A 16,418-nucleotide genomic window follows, 5' to 3' on the forward strand; every position below is an offset into this window, starting at 1 on the left:
TATTGAGTCACTTCTTGAAATCGGTTTGAAATAGTTTTACGGCAAATTAATTAATTAACAATTACTTAAGCCAATTTAACCATGAAACCAATAGTAACTTTATTATTTATGTGGATGACTATAGTCATAGTGCATGCACAAGAAAATACGCAAAGCTGTTCTTTTGAAGAAAGTCAAAAAGAGTATTATAAACAGAACCCAAAAGCTTTAAATGCAGCTTTAAAATTTGAAGAGAGAGTAAAGTCTGAAGCTCGATTGAAGAATATGAATGTTCAAATGGCTGGAGAAAAATATATAGTTCCAGTAGTTTTTCATGTATATGGAACTGATTGGAACAATAGTGCTGGTGTGCCGCAAACTCCTGTAACAGATGAAAGGGTAAAAGAGGCATTGCAGAAAATCAATGAAGATTTTAAAGGCTTTAATGATGCAGTCGATAACAGGTTTGCAAACATTGAAGGCTCTATGGATATTGAGTTTAGACTAGCCCAAGTCGATCCTGATGGTAATACTACTTCCGGAATTATTTATCATGAATATAGAGAAGGATTTGGTTTAAACGGAACAAATGATGATGAAATTGCTAGATATGCTTGGGACAATTATAAATACTTTAATGTACACCTTCAAATAATTCTCAAAAGTGGAAGCAGATCCAATTCTGGGATTGCATGGTTTCCTAATGAAAGTATGTCTGATGAAGGAACTGCAAGAGTTGTATATAATGGACGTTATATTATTTATGATCCACCAGCGTCTTCTTTGACACATGAATTTGGTCATTTTTTTGGATTAGATCACACCTTTGCAGGTGGATGTGTTTCTGGAGCAGATAACGGAGATAAAGTTGGAGATACACCACCTACAACTTCAGGAGCTGCATCTACTGGACCAGATACATGTAGTACAGATGCGCAGAATTGTTTTGGGGAATACATAAATTATCAAAACCACATGGACTACAATCCGTGCGAATCTATGTTTACAGCAGGACAAGTGACTAGAATGGAATCTTTTATGAACCATCCAGCACGTATTACTTTATGGCAAGATCAGAATTTGGTTGATACTGGGATTAATACAGACTTAGGTTCAAGAGTTCTTTTTACATATCAAGATAGAAATGATAGTGATTTCTACAAGTTTATGAACTTAATAGAAAGTTTTGAAAATGATGGATCCATACTAAACAAAAGAAAAATAAAAGCTGTTGATGGCGCTACATTTGCTGCTTTAGGCGACTTGCAAGAAGGAGTGCATTATACTACTGAAAACATTCCAGCAGGATTAAATGTAAAAATAAATGTAATTGATACTACAACTGCTGAAATTTCTTTAGAAGGAAATGCTACAACTCATGAAGCGGTTCATTCTAGAAAAATAAAGGTTACTCTTTTAAATCCTGCAGTTACTGGTGGCGTAACATCCATTCATTCTGCTACAGGAACATATAGCTTAGATTTTTTAGATACATACGAAGACTATTACGAGCAACTATCTCCATTCATGACAATTGGATATTCTGTTGAAAATACAATTCAGCACCCAAGTTCAAATTTCTATTCAGTTGGAATTGGAGGATCAATAACAGCAACGCTTTCAAATTATGATGGAAACACAATAAATGTTGACAATTTTAGCAATGATTTCGATGTATTGTGTGATAATAATTCAAGAAACGTAAAGTTTGTGCCAGAAGGAGGTTCTATAGGAGCGTCTGGAAATTGGGTAACTAAAACGTTAGTGGCAACTCCGACACCAGTGTTAAGTAGTGAATCTTATACCGCATGGAGAGGTCAAACAGGATACATAGGTATACGTACAAAAGCTATTAATGGTGAATACTTATACTCATGGCTAAAAACAACGGTTTCTCAAGATGGAACATTAGCCTATGTAGATAATATTGGCGTAAACCCAGATATTGGAAACGCTGTAACTGCATCTATATCTAGACCATACATAAACTATTCAACAGATCGATTTTTAGAATCTGATGCAGATGATAAAACAGTTGGAAATACAATTGATGTTACACTAAATGGAAACGTTTCTTTTACAGCAACAGGACTATTAACTGCTGGTACACATTATACTATTGAAGGAGTTCCCGCTGGTGTTGCTTTTCAAGTTACTGCTACGAGTGCTACTACTGCAAAATTAGCCTTAACTGGAGTATTAAGCCAGACAGGGAATTCAGATTATAACGGATGGGATACGTACAGAAGAGATATTAAGTTAAAATTCTTAAATGCTGCATTTTCAAATAATAATGCCGCAGCAATAGAGTTTACAGAATTTGAGCCTAAGCTAGAATTTATGGGAGATTCATTTGAGCAAGTTTTGACAAACAAGAGTTTAAATATTAATGACTCTGAACCACAATCAGGTTCTTTCTATATGATAGCGAACTTTCAAAATGTAAGTGGGCAAATCATGAATTATCAATTACAAGAATATCAAGAGCAAATAGGACAAGAATATCCAGGTATAAAATTTATCTCTTGGAGAAAAGATGCTGTAGCGAATGATAATTATGAATTAACTCCAATTAACGCAGGAGAATTAATAGGACCTAATAGTAACTGGAAAAATGGTCGCCAATACAATTCAGGAAGTGGACAACATCTCATTGATGGTCCAAATTATACAGCATGGAGAGGTCAAACAAAATATATTGGAGTACGATTTAGACGCTCTGGAAGATTTCATTACGCATGGATAGAGTTTAGAGTAAGTAGTGCTGGTCAAATCTTTGAATTTTTGAAATTTGGAGTGAACGGAACTCCCGAAGCAGGAATTTATGCAGGAACACTCGATTCAGCGCCTATTGAAGGACAATATTGTGCAGCAAATGGTACTGGAGGTCCTGAAGCTATTTCGAAAGTTACCTTTTCAGATATTAACAATTCGTCTGAAAGAAATTCAAGCGGTTATGAAGATTTTACGAATATAACAGGCAATGTTAGTAGAGGAGTAAGTTATCCGCTAGTCGTTGATATTATTGGATACAATGGTGGATCTGCCGATGAAGTATATGCTTGGTTCGATTGGAATCAAAATGGAGATTTTACAGATGCAGGCGAATATGTGCTCTTAAATAAAACTTCTGGTTTGGTAGGACAAGCTACTATTGTGGTGCCTCAAGATGCATTAAGCGGCGAAACACGAATGCGTATTCGAGTTGCTTATGATGCTACTTCCAATGTGCCATGTGGAACTACGCGCTATGGAGAAGTAGAAGATTATACGATTAACGTAGGAGGAATATCAACTCCTAACAATCCGCCAACAGCTAGTATTACGTCACCTACTAACAATGCATCTTTTAATGCAGGTAGTACAGTTTCAATAAATGCGAATGCTACTGATAGTGATGGAAGTGTTACTAAAGTTGAATTCTTTAACGGAAATTCTTTACTTGGAGAAGATACAACGGCTCCTTATAGCTACAATTGGGCTAACCTAGTAGCTGGAAATTATACCATCACAGTTAAAGCAACAGACGATGATGGAGCATCTACAATTTCAGAAGCAGTAAATATTGCAGTCACAACTTCTCCGCCAGTAGATGTAGATTATTGTGCAGCAAGTGGCAATGCTGGACCTGAAGCTATTACGAATGTACGACTGTTTGGAGGAATCAATAATTCTTCGGGAAGAAATCCGTCTGGTTATGAGGATTTTACCGATAAAGTGTCAAATTTAAATAGTGGCACTAATTATTACTTATATGTAACTATTGAAGGATATCAAGGCGGCGTAAATGATGAAATATATGCATGGTTTGATTGGAACAAAGATGGAGATTTTGAAGATGCAAACGAGTATTTACAATTAGATAAAACATCAAACACTGCTGGACGTGCTTTAGTTAGTGTTCCGCAAAACATTGCTTCCGGAACTACCAGAATGCGTATTCGAGTAGCGTATTATGCAAATTCAAATGTTCCTTGTGGTGCAAGGACGTACGGAGAAGTAGAAGATTATACGCTAAATATTTCTTCAACTCTTGCATCTAGAGATAGTGCTACTGATGCTATGCCTTTTGTAGAAAATAATGATTCGCCATATAGCATACATATATTTCCAAATCCACTTGAAGGAAATGAAGTAAATATCAATTTCAACTCTTCTGAAAAGGGCGAAGTTTTAATTGAAACTTACAATATTGAAGGCGTTAAAGTTTTTGAATTAAAAGGAAACAAAGGAAGTGAACTTGTAAAATCATTTGCAATACCTGAAAAATTGTCTCCTGGTTTATACTTAATGAAAGTTAAGCTTGGAAAAAATGATATTGGGAATGTGATTAAAGTTATAATAAAATAAGTTTTTTTAGGTTTTTATTAGTGAAGAAGGCTACCTGTTTTAGGTAGTCTTTTTTTTAAATAAAGTTTGTAAAAAACTGTGTAAAATTTATTCTTCTTCACTAGAAGTTTCTGGAAGCTCAAAAAAGCTAAATATTGAACTGCCATAGTTTTTCGAAAAGCTAAAATTAGCTACATGTTCTAATTTAGTTTCTTTGGCATGTTCAATAATTAAATAGCCATCTTCCAAAAGTAAACCTCTTTCAAAAACAATGGTTGCAATTCTTTCAAATTGTTCAGTTGTAAACGCATATGGTGGATCTGCAAAGATGATGTCTGATTTCAGATGTGTTTTATCTAGAAACTTATATACATCACTTTTAATCGCAGTGATATCAATTGCCAATTGAGCAGACGTCTTTTTTATAAAACTTACACAGCCGTAATCTCCATCTACAGCAGTAATATTTTCTGTACCACGAGAAGCAAATTCATAGCTGATATTTCCAGTTCCAGCAAACAAATCTAACACACTAATTTCATGGAAGTAATAGTGATTGTTTAAAATATTAAAAAGTGATTCTTTGGCTAAATCTGTTGTAGGACGTACAGGCAATTTTTTCGGTGCTTGTATGCGTCTTCCTTTATGTTTTCCTGAAATAATTCGCATCTAAAAATTCGTTAGCAAGGTAAAGTTATGATGACTTTTTGGTTTTTCTATAGCTGTATCAAAGCTAAAATCATATTGTTTGTCTAAAAGGTCAACATGACGAACATAAGTATACGCTACTGTGTATAGAACATCGCTTTTATCAATAGCACCCAAAAAGTATAATTGAAGCGTATTGGTATTTAACTTTAACTGTTCAATTGTAAACAATAGATAATAAATAAAATCTTCGGAAGAAGTGTATTCAAAAGAATTGTAAAATAATAATTTCTTTTGCTGAATCACTACAATTTCAAAATGTGTTTTTTGCACATGTACATATACTGTAGGTTCCTCGTCTGAAGTAGATAATTGGAATATATTTTCTAACAAAATAGTAGCAAAATGTTTGTAATGAAACGCGCCATATTTCTCAAAAAACAAGTTATTTATATTCACATACGGAATATACACATTAACCATGTCATTATTCGTAATGACATCAAAGGTCATGTAGTCAATAGGTAAAATTTTGTTATTGTATTTTAGATAATCTGCTAAGTTTTTATCTGAAAATAAAGGTTTAGGTACAAATGTAGAAAGTGAATTGATATGACTTACCGTAACTGTTTCAAATGATTGATTGAGTAGTGCAGTCTCTTTCTCAAAAATAGCATTAATTTCTTTTTCTAATTGTAATGGATTCGTCACTTCTTCAAATTGAAAATGACGCAATGCTATAATTTCATTAGCAATTGTATTTAAAATACAAAAAGAAAGTCCATTCAGTGATACCTGAATGGACAATTTTTTAAAATTTGTATGATCTATATTATTTCTTTTTGTTTCCAATTTCATAGCTTGTTGGCCAGTTACCACTATCACTTACTTTATCAAGTGATCCAACAAAGATGTGAGATCCATCAACTTCATCAACAGAAATAACTCTCTTTTCTTGTTTTAGTAAATCTTTATCTAAATCATGTAAAATGACGTCTTTTGCAACAGAAACTTTAAATACTGATGCAGTATACTTATTGATTACTACCGAATCAATAACTTCCATTTTAAAAGTTTCTTTATCACTTTTCGCAAAAGGAACATATTTCATAGTCTTATAGCGAGTAGAATTTTTGAAAAGTGAATCTTTCACAGGTCTAAAACCAAGCGTATCTATGATAACAGTATCTCTTTGTTTGTCAATTTTATATGTTTTGTCGAAATATACGAAACTTGAATCTCTTTTCTCAACAATTGCAAATTCAGCAGTTTCAATAAAATTTTCTAATTCAGCAAAGTTTTTAGCATACTGCCCACCTGTAATTGTTTTATGTGCAGATTGTGCGTTTCTAATATCTTTCAAGTTATTAATAACTTCCGAGTAACGGGCAATCTTTTCTTTCTTGAATTTAACTGGAGCCATAATTGAGGCGTAAATTTGATACCCGAAAAATACCGAAGCAGCCAAAAATACAATAGAAAAAATAGATCTTAATTTTCTAGGAATCACCTTCTCAATTAAAAATAAAAGTCCAATAGCTACTATAAGTGCTACAACTAAAATAATTGGTGTTTTCAATGCTTCGAATGAACCTGGTTCCACCACTTTACTATCTTGAGCTACAGCTAATGCTGGAACGAGTAAGAAAGCGATTACGAATGATAAGACTAAATTGAATTTTTGTTTTGCGTGTTTCATCTCTATTAAGAATAGTTTGGTTTTAAGAACGTCAATATACGCAAATCTACAATTTTTTTTTAATGGTAAAAGTATTTGTCTAAAAAAAGCATGTTATATTTATAAAAAATCAAATGATAAGCAATCATTCAATTTACTTTTCTATTTTCGCCCACAAGATTCTGCGAAAAGACAATAACTTCTATACTTATGGATGCAACTACATTTTATAAATTATTGAAAAGTAAATTTCCACACGAAGTTACTTTCAAACAAGATGTAGTTTTACACAAACTTTGCGAATTTATTTATGGAGATGATGACGATGCATTATTTTTATTAAAAGGATATGCAGGAACTGGAAAAACAACGACTATAGGAACCTTAGTAACACATTTGTGGCATACTAAGAAAAAATCAGTGTTACTAGCACCAACAGGACGTGCGGCAAAAGTAATAAGCAACTATGCCAAGCGACAAGCACATACCATTCATCGAAAAATATATTTTCCTAAAAAAGATAAAGGAGGTGGCGTAAGCTTTGTATTGCAGCCAAATAAGCATCGTGATACACTTTTTATAGTAGATGAAGCTTCTATGATTCCCGATTCGCCAAGTGACTCTAAATTGTTTGAAAATGGTTCTCTGTTAGATGATTTAATGTCGTATGTGTACGCTGGTCATAAATGCAAATTGATTTTAATTGGAGATACAGCGCAGTTACCACCTGTAAAACTTGACATAAGTCCAGCGCTAGATGAACGTACTTTAGAACTGAATTATGATAAAAACGTAACCCTAATTGAACTAGATGAGGTAGTGCGACAAGATTCTGATTCAGGAATTCTAGTGAATGCCACGAATTTACGAGAACAATTACACGATCAATTTTATGCCGAGTATAAATTTCAATTGGACAACTTTCCAGACATTGTTCGTTTAATTGATGGCTATGAAATTCAAGATGCCATCAGCGATGCGTATTCTGATGATGGAAAAGAAGAAATGGCAATCATTGTTCGTTCCAACAAAAGAGCGAATATCTATAATCAGCAAATACGTAACCGTATCTTGTTTAATGAGCATGAGTTGTCTTCAGGTGATTATCTCATGGTAGTGAAGAATAATTACTTTTGGTTGCCAGCATCTTCAGAAGCAGGATTCATTGCTAATGGTGATATTATTGAAGTGTTAGAAATTTTTGCGATTAAAGAATTGTATGGTTTTCGCTTTGCGGAAGTAAACATACGTATGGTCGATTATCCAAATCAGAAACCACTAGAAACCGTATTGCTTTTAGATACCATTCATGCAGAAACTCCAGCGTTACCTTATGAAGATGGAAATCGGTTGTACCAAGAAGTCATGAACGATTACGCAGATGAAACTTCCAAATACAAGAAATTTCTAAAAGTAAAAGCCAATAAATATTTCAATGCACTGCAAGTAAAATTTAGTTATGCCATTACATGTCACAAATCGCAAGGTGGACAATGGAAAACAGTTTTTATTGAGCAGCCATATCTACCAAATGGTGTTGGAAAAGAGTATATGCGTTGGTTGTATACGGCGATGACACGTGCCCAAGAAAAGCTATATCTCATAGGTTTTTCAGATGATTTCTTTGTTTCGTAGCAAAAAAGTTTTTAGTTGCGAAATATTCAACAATAAGGCAGTAATTAAAATTTTCTTATTTTTAAAAAATGAGCACTAACTAATTTAAGTGTTTACAAGTTTACGTTTTTAACCAACAATCAACAACCAACAACCAAAACTATATGCATACTTTATATTACAAACCATCAGGTAAAACAAATTCAATTAGTTTTTTATATCTCATACTAGCAATTTTCATTGCAGCTCCAATTTTAGCTTTAGCGTATACATATGCAATTTTGTACATTCCTATTATCTATTTAAACATTCTTTGTGTGATAGGAATTGCTTTCGGTTTAGGCTTTGTAGCAAATTTTGTTGTCGGATTGGGAAAAGTGCGAAATCAATGGATAGCGATTCTATTTGGATTGATAGTTGGAGTAGCAGGTTTATACTTTAGTTGGGTAATTTGGATATACGATCATTTAAATGCTTCTGCCTTTGTAGATGTATCTCATTTAGAATTAATGCAAAGTCCTGAAGCACTTTGGGATGTAATTTGGAAAATTAACGAGCAAGGAACTTGGGGAGTTGGAAGAAGTGCCAATGCAAATATTTCTGGAAAAATGTTAACGACTGTTTGGATTATAGAAGCTATTGCCTTTATAGGAACTCCTATATTTTTTGCATTCTCAAAAGCAAACGAACCGTATTTAGAAGAAGATGATAATTGGGCAGACACAACCAAAATTGGTCCTTTTGAGTTGATTACAGACAAAGAAACGCTAAAAAAACAACTAGAAGCTAAAAACTACGAACCATTATTGGCAATGTTACCTGCTGAAAACGATCAGGAAAAATCACATGCAATTTTCACATTATATCACAACAAAAAAAGAACACATGGCAAAGAGTTTTATCTCACTGTAAGTAATATGAAAGAGCATATTAATAAAAAAGGTGAACTAAGTTTTGATGAAAAAGTTTTGATCAATTTTATACGTATTCCAAAAGATGTAGGAACACAACTTATTGCCAAAATTGGTAGCTCTATAGAAGTGCCAATCGTAAAAAGTGAATAAAAGCTCGTTATTTTATAAATAATCTGCATCATCAATAAAGCATGATTTAAAATAATTGTATTTTTAACCCGAATTATATAATCGTTTTCTATTGTATAATTTGGATGTAACACTTTAAAATTTCTTCCTTTTGAAAATAATAGCCATGATTCCCGCACGATATGCAGCTTCTCGATTTCCGGGAAAGCTCATGCAAGATTTACACGGAAAAACCGTAATTACTCGAACGTATGAAGCTACTGTGGCTACAGGACTTTTTGAAGAAGTATTTGTGGTAACCGATAGTGAAATCATTCGAGAAGAAGTTAGCAATAATGGCGGAAAAGTCATTATGAGTAAAACAGCACACGAATCAGGAAGCGATCGTATTGCAGAAGCCGTTCAAGATGTAGAAGCAGATATTGTAATTAATGTGCAAGGTGACGAACCTTTTACCGAAAAAGCTAGTTTAGAAAAGGTAATTAATGTGTTTTATGAAGATCCTGAGAAAGAAATTGATCTCGCTTCGTTAATGGTAGAAATTAAAGATTGGGACGAAATCAACAATCCAAATACAGTAAAAGTAATTGTAGATCAACGCAGTTTTGCATTGTACTTTTCACGTTCGCCAATTCCATTTCCAAGAGATAAAAATGCAGGCGCAACGTATTATAAACACAAAGGAATCTATGCATTTCGAAAACAAGCTTTGTTAGATTTCGCAGCATTGCCAATGCAAATGTTAGAAGCTACCGAAAAAATTGAATGTATTCGCTATTTAGAATTTGGTAAAAAAATAAAAATGGTGACAACAACGGTTGAAGGTGTAGAAATTGACACGCCAGAAGATTTGGAACGCGCAAAAAAAGTATGGAAGTAATGAAGTACGACACTATAAAGGTCATTGCTTTTGATGCTGATGATACACTTTGGGTAAATGAAACCTATTTTAGAGAAGCAGAACATAAGTTTGCAAAACTCTTGTCTGCGTATGAAACGGAAAATACCATCGATCAAGAATTGTTTAAAATGGAAATGAAAAACCTTTCTATTTACGGATACGGAATAAAAGGCTTTGTATTGTCTATGGTTGAAAGTGCCATTGAACTCTCTAACGGGAAAATTTCAAACAAAGTGCTGGCTGAAATTCTAGAAATAGGAAAAGAAATGATTTCCATGCCCGTAGAATTGCTTGATGGAATTGAAGAAGTTTTAGAAAGATTGAGCAAAAAATACAGATTACTAGTCTTAACGAAAGGCGATTTGCTTGACCAAGAACGAAAATTAGAAAAATCTGGCTTGACCAAATATTTTCATCATGTTGAAGTGATGAGCGATAAAAAAGAGAAAAATTACAGCGATTTATTAGAACATCTTGAAGTTGATGTAAACGAATTTTTAATGATCGGAAACTCATTAAAATCGGATGTGTTGCCAATTATCAACATAGGAGGAAAGGCAATTCATGTACCATTTCACACAACTTGGCAACATGAAACTGTTTTGCCGCATGAAGAATCTGATGAATACGATGTCGTAAAAAGCATTGTTGAAGTGTTAAATTATTTGTAGTGAAGAAGCTTAATGTACAAACGTGGAATCGCAGAAAACACTTTGAGTTTTTCAATACGTTCCAAGATCCGTTTTTTGGAGTTACAGCGCCAATGGATGTAACCAAAGCGTATGCATTTGCAAAAGAATCAGGAAATAGCTTTTTTGCAGTGTATTTGCACGATTGTATGAAAGCAATCAACGCTGTGGAAGCATTTCGCTATCGTATTGAAAATGAAAATGAAGTTGTTATACATGAAGCTATTCACGCGTCAGCGACGATTATGCGACCCGATAATACCTTTGGATTTTCCTTTATTGACTATGATGTCAATTTTGAAAAGTTCAAGCAAAATTTAGAAAAAGAAAAAGAGCGGATATTTAATTCAGATGAACTATTTCCGCCAAAAAACTCAGAAGATTGTGTGTTTTGTTCAGCATTACCTTGGGTAAACTTTACAGGACACAAAGAGCCATTTCACGGAAAAAAAGAATCGGTTCCAAGAATAGCTTTCAGTAAAATGGAAGAACAGAATGATAAAAAAATAATAACGGTTGCAGTATCGGTAAATCATGCATTGATGGATGGCTATCATGTTGGACAGTTTACCGAAAAGTTTCAAGAATATTTATTGAAACACTAAATAACCTAATGTAATATTTATATTTACACTATTAAACTAACTAATTATGCAGTACAGAAACTTTCCAATGGTTCCCAGAGTAATCTTCGGAAGAGGAAGTTTTAACCAGATACAGGAAATTTTAACACCAAAGCGTGTAAATACCAAAGCGCCATTTATCTTTTTGGTAGATGATGTTTTTGAAAATAATCCGTGGTTGATTGATAGAATTCCACTTCGTTTTTTAGATCAAATCATATTTGTTTCGGCAGAAGAAGAACCCAAAACATCTCAAGTAGATGCATTGGTGGAAGAATTGAAGTCGCGCTTCACTGAAAATCCTTCTGGAATTATCGGAATTGGTGGTGGAACGTTACTCGATATGGCAAAAGCTGTAGCTATTATGTTAACGAATGAAGGTAGTGCGGCCGATTATCAAGGTTGGGATTTGGTAAGTACAGAAGCTGTGTATCATGTAGGAATTCCGACAATCTCAGGAACTGGAGCCGAAGTTTCACGAACTACGGTATTAACTGGTCCAGAAAAGAAACTCGGAATTAATTCAGATTATACACCTTTTGATCAAGTTGTGTTAGATCCTGAATTGACACGTGGTGTTCCTCAAAATCAATGGTTTTACACAGGAATGGACTGTTATATTCACTGTATAGAATCGCTCACAGGAACGTATTTAAATGCGTTTAGTCAGAGTTATGGTGAAAAGGCATTGGAACTATGTCGCAATGTATTCTTAGAAAAAAATGTGCGTGATGAAGACTCTGAAGACAAACTGATGATGGCTTCTTGGCATGGAGGAATGAGTATTGCATATTCGCAAGTTGGTGTAGCACACGCCATGAGTTATGGACTTTCATACTTACTTGGAACAAAACACGGAATTGGAAACTGTATTGTATTCAATCATTTAGAAGAATTTTATCCACAAGGAGTTTCAGAATTCAAAAAAATGGTTCGCAAGCATGATATTGACATTCCAAAAGGAGTTTGTAAAGATTTGACCGATAAAGAATTTGATAAAATGATCGATATCGCCTTAATGTTAGTTCCACTTTGGGAAAATGCATTGGGTAAAAACTGGCAAGAAATCATTACACGTGAGAAGTTGAAGACTATGTATAAGAAAATGTAGCTTCAAGTTCGCTCAGTTACCTTTTTGGATGCGCTATCGTTTTTAGACTTGCTTAGCTCTTAGATTGTTAAACTTGCTGCTTTTGGGTCGCTTCGCTTCGACAGGCCCAGTGCAAGCGCTTTTGGAAACATACGAACATTGAGCGGAGTCGAAATGTGGATCGCTTCAGGTGTCTTTTAAATACTTTTATATTTAAAATTCAACATTTATAATTTAGCATTTCCAAGCGTCACTTCGAGTGATTTTTCGTAATAAAATGAAGAAAAATTGTATCGAGAAGTACTTCGAAAAAAACAAACAACAAACACCAAACAACAAACAATCAAAAGAAAAATTCTTCCATAGTCACAATATCCAACCAACCCGATTTTCCATTTTTAATGATTTTAAAGAAAATTCCAGTATCTGCTTCAAGCAATTCATATCTTGGTTTTTTGTGATGCGGAAAAATACCAACCTTATTGTTTTTATAGAAAAGAATTTTAGTCTCGTAAATTTTAATATCATCATATTTTATAGGTAATTCTTTCGTCGTACTAATCAGTTTTGGTGTTTTGTGAACGATCTTTTTCTGTATTCCGTTTGTAATTGTATCTCGAATAGAATTTTTATCGTCCATTTCATAATCATAAGAAAATAAACCATATTTATCATTGATTTGCACTTTTGCATATTCAGGATATTTAGATTGTTTTCCTTTATTTTCATCCCAATATTTATGTGTTGTATTGTCTAAAAAAGTGACATTACTTTTGTTTTTAATATTTGTAAATACAAATTCCCTAGATTCATGATATTCACGTGCGAGTCCACCATGTGTTATTTGAACACTATGCTTGTATTTATTGTCGGTATTATGAAGTAACTCGTATTGAATACTATTTACTGTTCCACATACTATACTTTTAAAATGCGTAGTTCCTGAGTTTTCTCCTAAATGATTGTAATACGCTGGACCTTCAGTAGTAAGTATTTCTAATTCATCATTGTGTAAATAGACTTTCTTTAGATTCGGAATCTCTATTTTTTTCAACAGATTTGTATATACAGTGTATTCATCATTTTTTTTGCAAACAATATAATATTCGTTGTCAATGATGGTGTCAAAAGCTTTACCTAAAAGATCATTACCATAAATATCAAAAAGTCGAAATTGTTTTCCATCTTTTATTTTTTCATAAAGATGATAGAAATGAAAATCTTGAAATTCATCTTTATGTGTAATGAAGTATTGATTTTTTTGAATAGGAATGATTTCTTGAATTTTTTCATCTTCAGAAAGAACAAGTGGATTCAGTCCGTTGTTTATAGGTATTATTGTAAAATCGATATTGCCATTATCATTTAATAAAATGATTTGTTTATTATTTCCAAAATCTAAAATAACTGGTTGATACCAGAAAGAATAAAAAACGTTCCATTGCGATTGTTCGTGATATTCGTTTCTTTTTACTGCTTCTAAATCATAATAAGCAACAAAATTGGTGTCAGAAAATTTTAAAATAATGCCTTCATCTTCGTCAATATCTTCTGCTTTAATATCCCATTCTGTATGTTTTAAATCATCAAAACCATTCGATTTCAATTGATTAACAGTAACAAAGTTTTTATGTTCATGGTTAAGTTCCGCTTGTGTATATGTATAATCATCACGATCAATATGCACTTTGCTAAAACCACGATTGTGACTGCTAAAATCTATATCAACTGCTTTAAATGCATCTTCGCCAACTTTTTCATAAAGCATAAAAGATTCATGATCGTAAGCAATCAAATCTATATTCGGAATTTTCACTACATGTTGTGCGTTCATCATCACACAGAAAAAAAGAGTGAAAAGAAAACTACTGAATACTATTTTTAGGTTGTTCATCAAAAAGTTATTTACAAGCTAAAATTAGCCATTGCAAATGCTATAAAAAACAAAGAATATGTAAACACACCTTTTGAGTGAGTAAACATATTCTTTGTACTATTATTATGTAGTATAATTTTTTTAAAACAATGTATAACCAAAAATAACTGCAACGCTATTATAGTCATAAGTTCCCCAAATTGAATTTGCAGGAAATAGTTTTCTTGGTGTTTTGTATCTAAACTCAACACTGTATTTATTATCGTATTTATAACCAACTCCAATTGCAAAATTTCCTGTAGGTGTTATTTTAGCCTGAAGCAGTTCTCTTCGTTCTGCATATAGTTCATCATTCAATGTAATATTAAACATATAGAATGCATTTATAAATAGCTTAGAAGAATCACTAATAAAAGAATAATGTCTAAATCCTATTGGAATTTCAATAGCTGAATAATCAAGTACTACTTTTGTTTCACGTGTTTCTGTAAGCGTTTGAATGTAAATAAAATCTTGTTCGGCTGCATACGAAACATACGTTGGTTCTACTAAAAGTGCCCATTTGTTTCTATTGAAGTTTAAAATGAATTCTGCTTCAACACCTAATTGAAATCCGATTTGATTTTCAAAATCAAAGTTGTAATTAGGAATTCCTGAATTGCCAATTTCAACTGAAGAAAAGTTAATTCCTGGTTTTACAGATATATTAAATCGATCTCTTTTAACTCTTGCTTCATAATCAACAATATCAGTACCTTCACATGCATTGTATGATTGAAATATTTTTGTTAAACTTCTTCTGTTGTATGAAACATTTTTAATTTTTTTCGGAATATCACCACATTTAAAAGCATCCCAAAGTTGCTTTCTAAACAATGTATTTTCTCCAATACGTGTTGAGGTAGCCATGTATTTCTTGTACACAAGTTGCTCAACTTCTGAATTATCTTTTTTAAAGAAATACTTTCTTAAATTTCCATTGATATGTGAATACAGCGAAGCTTTTCCGTCAATAAGAACCTTTAAAAAAAGTTGTTTTAATTCCCATTTCGGCTGATCTGTACTTTCTAAGTCTTTGATGTTTTGGGTAGAAGTATCAATATTTACCGTATGTCTTTCATACTTGGCAGCATTGAAAATTTCGAATGCTTTTACGTTTTCAATAGTAATGGTTTGTTTTTCTGAATTTTCTGATTGTTTGTATTGGAATTCGGTTGGGTTATTTTTCCAATCAACGTTTTTAATATAACCTTCAATTTTTGCTCCCGAATTGTCGATGTAATATCCTTTTTCAAAGGAAATTTGAGCGAAAGTTTGAAGACTAATAAATGAAATTAAAATGGTGAGTAATTGATTTTTCATAAAAGAAAAGTGGTTTTAATAAGTTACAAGTGTTTTTTTTATGTGTAACATATAGTTGAAAAATGTTACATTATTTTTGAGATTGTCTAATTATTTGGAGTTGGAATAGCATCAATATCACCATCTTCGTCATTCGAACTATCAATCAAAAGTATAGTTCCTACCGCAACAGCAGTTGCAGTTCCTACAATCATAATTGTGGATACTTTTTTTCTTCTGATAGATTTAATTCCGCTTACAGGAAAATTAGTATTTGTTTTATTAACTCTAAACTTGACAGAATCTTTGGTGCGTGATACATATTTACCATCAACTTCTTTTCCGCCACGTTTTAATTGGATCAAGTATCTTTTTTTTACTTCCAAAGTATCAACACTTGCAGTTTTATATGTGTAACAACTTTGAAAGAGAAGTGTAATAGCAAAAAGTAGTACTATTTTATATTTCATGAATTATTGGTTATCGGTTTGCTGCAAATATAACTGAAACGCTATCGAAGAAAAAAGAAAAGCTACTGAATAGTATTCTTTGGTCGTGCATCTAAGAGTTTTTTGCAAGCTAAAACTAGTCATTACAAATGCTGTAA

The 16,418-nt window shown here is 32.8% G+C and carries 13 protein-coding genes; 7 read left to right on the top strand and 6 right to left on the bottom strand.

From position 1 onward, the window contains the following. Nucleotides 1-81 precede the first annotated feature (81 nt). Nucleotides 82-4,329, top strand: a complete 4,248-nt coding sequence (locus ACRBBL_RS12455; RefSeq protein WP_431369387.1) for a M43 family zinc metalloprotease — start codon at nucleotides 82-84, stop codon at nucleotides 4,327-4,329. Between the two features lie 87 nt (nucleotides 4,330-4,416). Here ACRBBL_RS12455 and ACRBBL_RS12460 read toward each other — a convergent pair whose 3' ends face one another. The 3 genes from ACRBBL_RS12460 to ACRBBL_RS12470 are packed head-to-tail and all read right to left on the bottom strand — an operon-like array spanning nucleotide 4,417 to nucleotide 6,655. Beyond that, a complete protein-coding gene (locus ACRBBL_RS12460; RefSeq protein WP_431369388.1) occupies nucleotides 4,417-4,977 on the bottom strand; it encodes an RsmD family RNA methyltransferase in 561 nt (186 codons plus the stop codon). After that, complete coding sequence (locus ACRBBL_RS12465) at nucleotides 4,978-5,808, bottom strand: DUF3822 family protein (protein WP_431369389.1); 831 nt, start codon at nucleotides 5,806-5,808, stop codon at nucleotides 4,978-4,980. Then, nucleotides 5,789-6,655 (bottom strand): hypothetical protein, encoded by an 867-nt coding sequence (locus ACRBBL_RS12470; protein ID WP_431369390.1) that lies wholly within the window; start codon nucleotides 6,653-6,655, stop codon nucleotides 5,789-5,791. The genes ACRBBL_RS12465 and ACRBBL_RS12470 overlap by 20 nt, the downstream gene beginning before the upstream one ends. Before the next feature lie 189 nt (nucleotides 6,656-6,844). Here ACRBBL_RS12470 and ACRBBL_RS12475 point away from each other — a divergent pair, with 189 nt between their 5' ends. The 6 genes from ACRBBL_RS12475 to ACRBBL_RS12500 all read left to right on the top strand — a co-directional run bounded on the left by ACRBBL_RS12475 (nucleotide 6,845) and on the right by ACRBBL_RS12500 (nucleotide 12,615). Then, a complete protein-coding gene (locus tag ACRBBL_RS12475; RefSeq protein ID WP_431369391.1) occupies nucleotides 6,845-8,269 on the top strand; it encodes an ATP-dependent DNA helicase in 1,425 nt (474 codons plus the stop codon). Between the two features lie 143 nt (nucleotides 8,270-8,412). Further along, nucleotides 8,413-9,312 (top strand): hypothetical protein, encoded by a 900-nt coding sequence (locus tag ACRBBL_RS12480; RefSeq protein ID WP_431369392.1) that lies wholly within the window; start codon nucleotides 8,413-8,415, stop codon nucleotides 9,310-9,312. Between the two features lie 145 nt (nucleotides 9,313-9,457). Beyond that, a complete protein-coding gene (kdsB, locus tag ACRBBL_RS12485; protein WP_431369486.1) occupies nucleotides 9,458-10,171 on the top strand; it encodes a 3-deoxy-manno-octulosonate cytidylyltransferase in 714 nt (237 codons plus the stop codon). Continuing rightward, nucleotides 10,162-10,863, top strand: coding sequence for an HAD family hydrolase (locus tag ACRBBL_RS12490; protein WP_431369393.1), 702 nt, complete (start codon nucleotides 10,162-10,164; stop codon nucleotides 10,861-10,863). The genes kdsB and ACRBBL_RS12490 overlap by 10 nt, the downstream gene beginning before the upstream one ends. Further along, nucleotides 10,863-11,486, top strand: a complete 624-nt coding sequence (locus ACRBBL_RS12495; protein WP_431369394.1) for a CatA-like O-acetyltransferase — start codon at nucleotides 10,863-10,865, stop codon at nucleotides 11,484-11,486. The genes ACRBBL_RS12490 and ACRBBL_RS12495 overlap by 1 nt, the downstream gene beginning before the upstream one ends. 46 nt (nucleotides 11,487-11,532) lie before the next feature. Continuing rightward, nucleotides 11,533-12,615 (top strand): iron-containing alcohol dehydrogenase family protein, encoded by a 1,083-nt coding sequence (locus ACRBBL_RS12500; RefSeq protein WP_431369395.1) that lies wholly within the window; start codon nucleotides 11,533-11,535, stop codon nucleotides 12,613-12,615. A 322-nt stretch (nucleotides 12,616-12,937) separates the two neighbouring features. Here the strand turns inward: ACRBBL_RS12500 and ACRBBL_RS12505 are convergent, their stop codons facing one another. From ACRBBL_RS12505 to ACRBBL_RS12515, 3 genes are all read right to left on the bottom strand, one after another. After that, on the bottom strand, nucleotides 12,938-14,488 hold the full coding sequence (locus ACRBBL_RS12505) for a hypothetical protein (protein WP_431369396.1): 1,551 nt from the start codon (nucleotides 14,486-14,488) through the stop codon (nucleotides 12,938-12,940). Nucleotides 14,489-14,611: 123 nt separating this feature from the next. After that, a complete protein-coding gene (locus ACRBBL_RS12510; protein WP_431369397.1) occupies nucleotides 14,612-15,832 on the bottom strand; it encodes a porin family protein in 1,221 nt (406 codons plus the stop codon). An 86-nt stretch (nucleotides 15,833-15,918) separates the two neighbouring features. After that, nucleotides 15,919-16,281, bottom strand: a complete 363-nt coding sequence (locus ACRBBL_RS12515) for a hypothetical protein (protein ID WP_431369398.1) — start codon at nucleotides 16,279-16,281, stop codon at nucleotides 15,919-15,921. Between the last annotated feature and the right edge of the window lie 137 nt (nucleotides 16,282-16,418).

It is taken from the genome of Kordia sp., from assembly GCF_050633145.1.
Classification (GTDB): domain Bacteria; phylum Bacteroidota; class Bacteroidia; order Flavobacteriales; family Flavobacteriaceae; genus Kordia.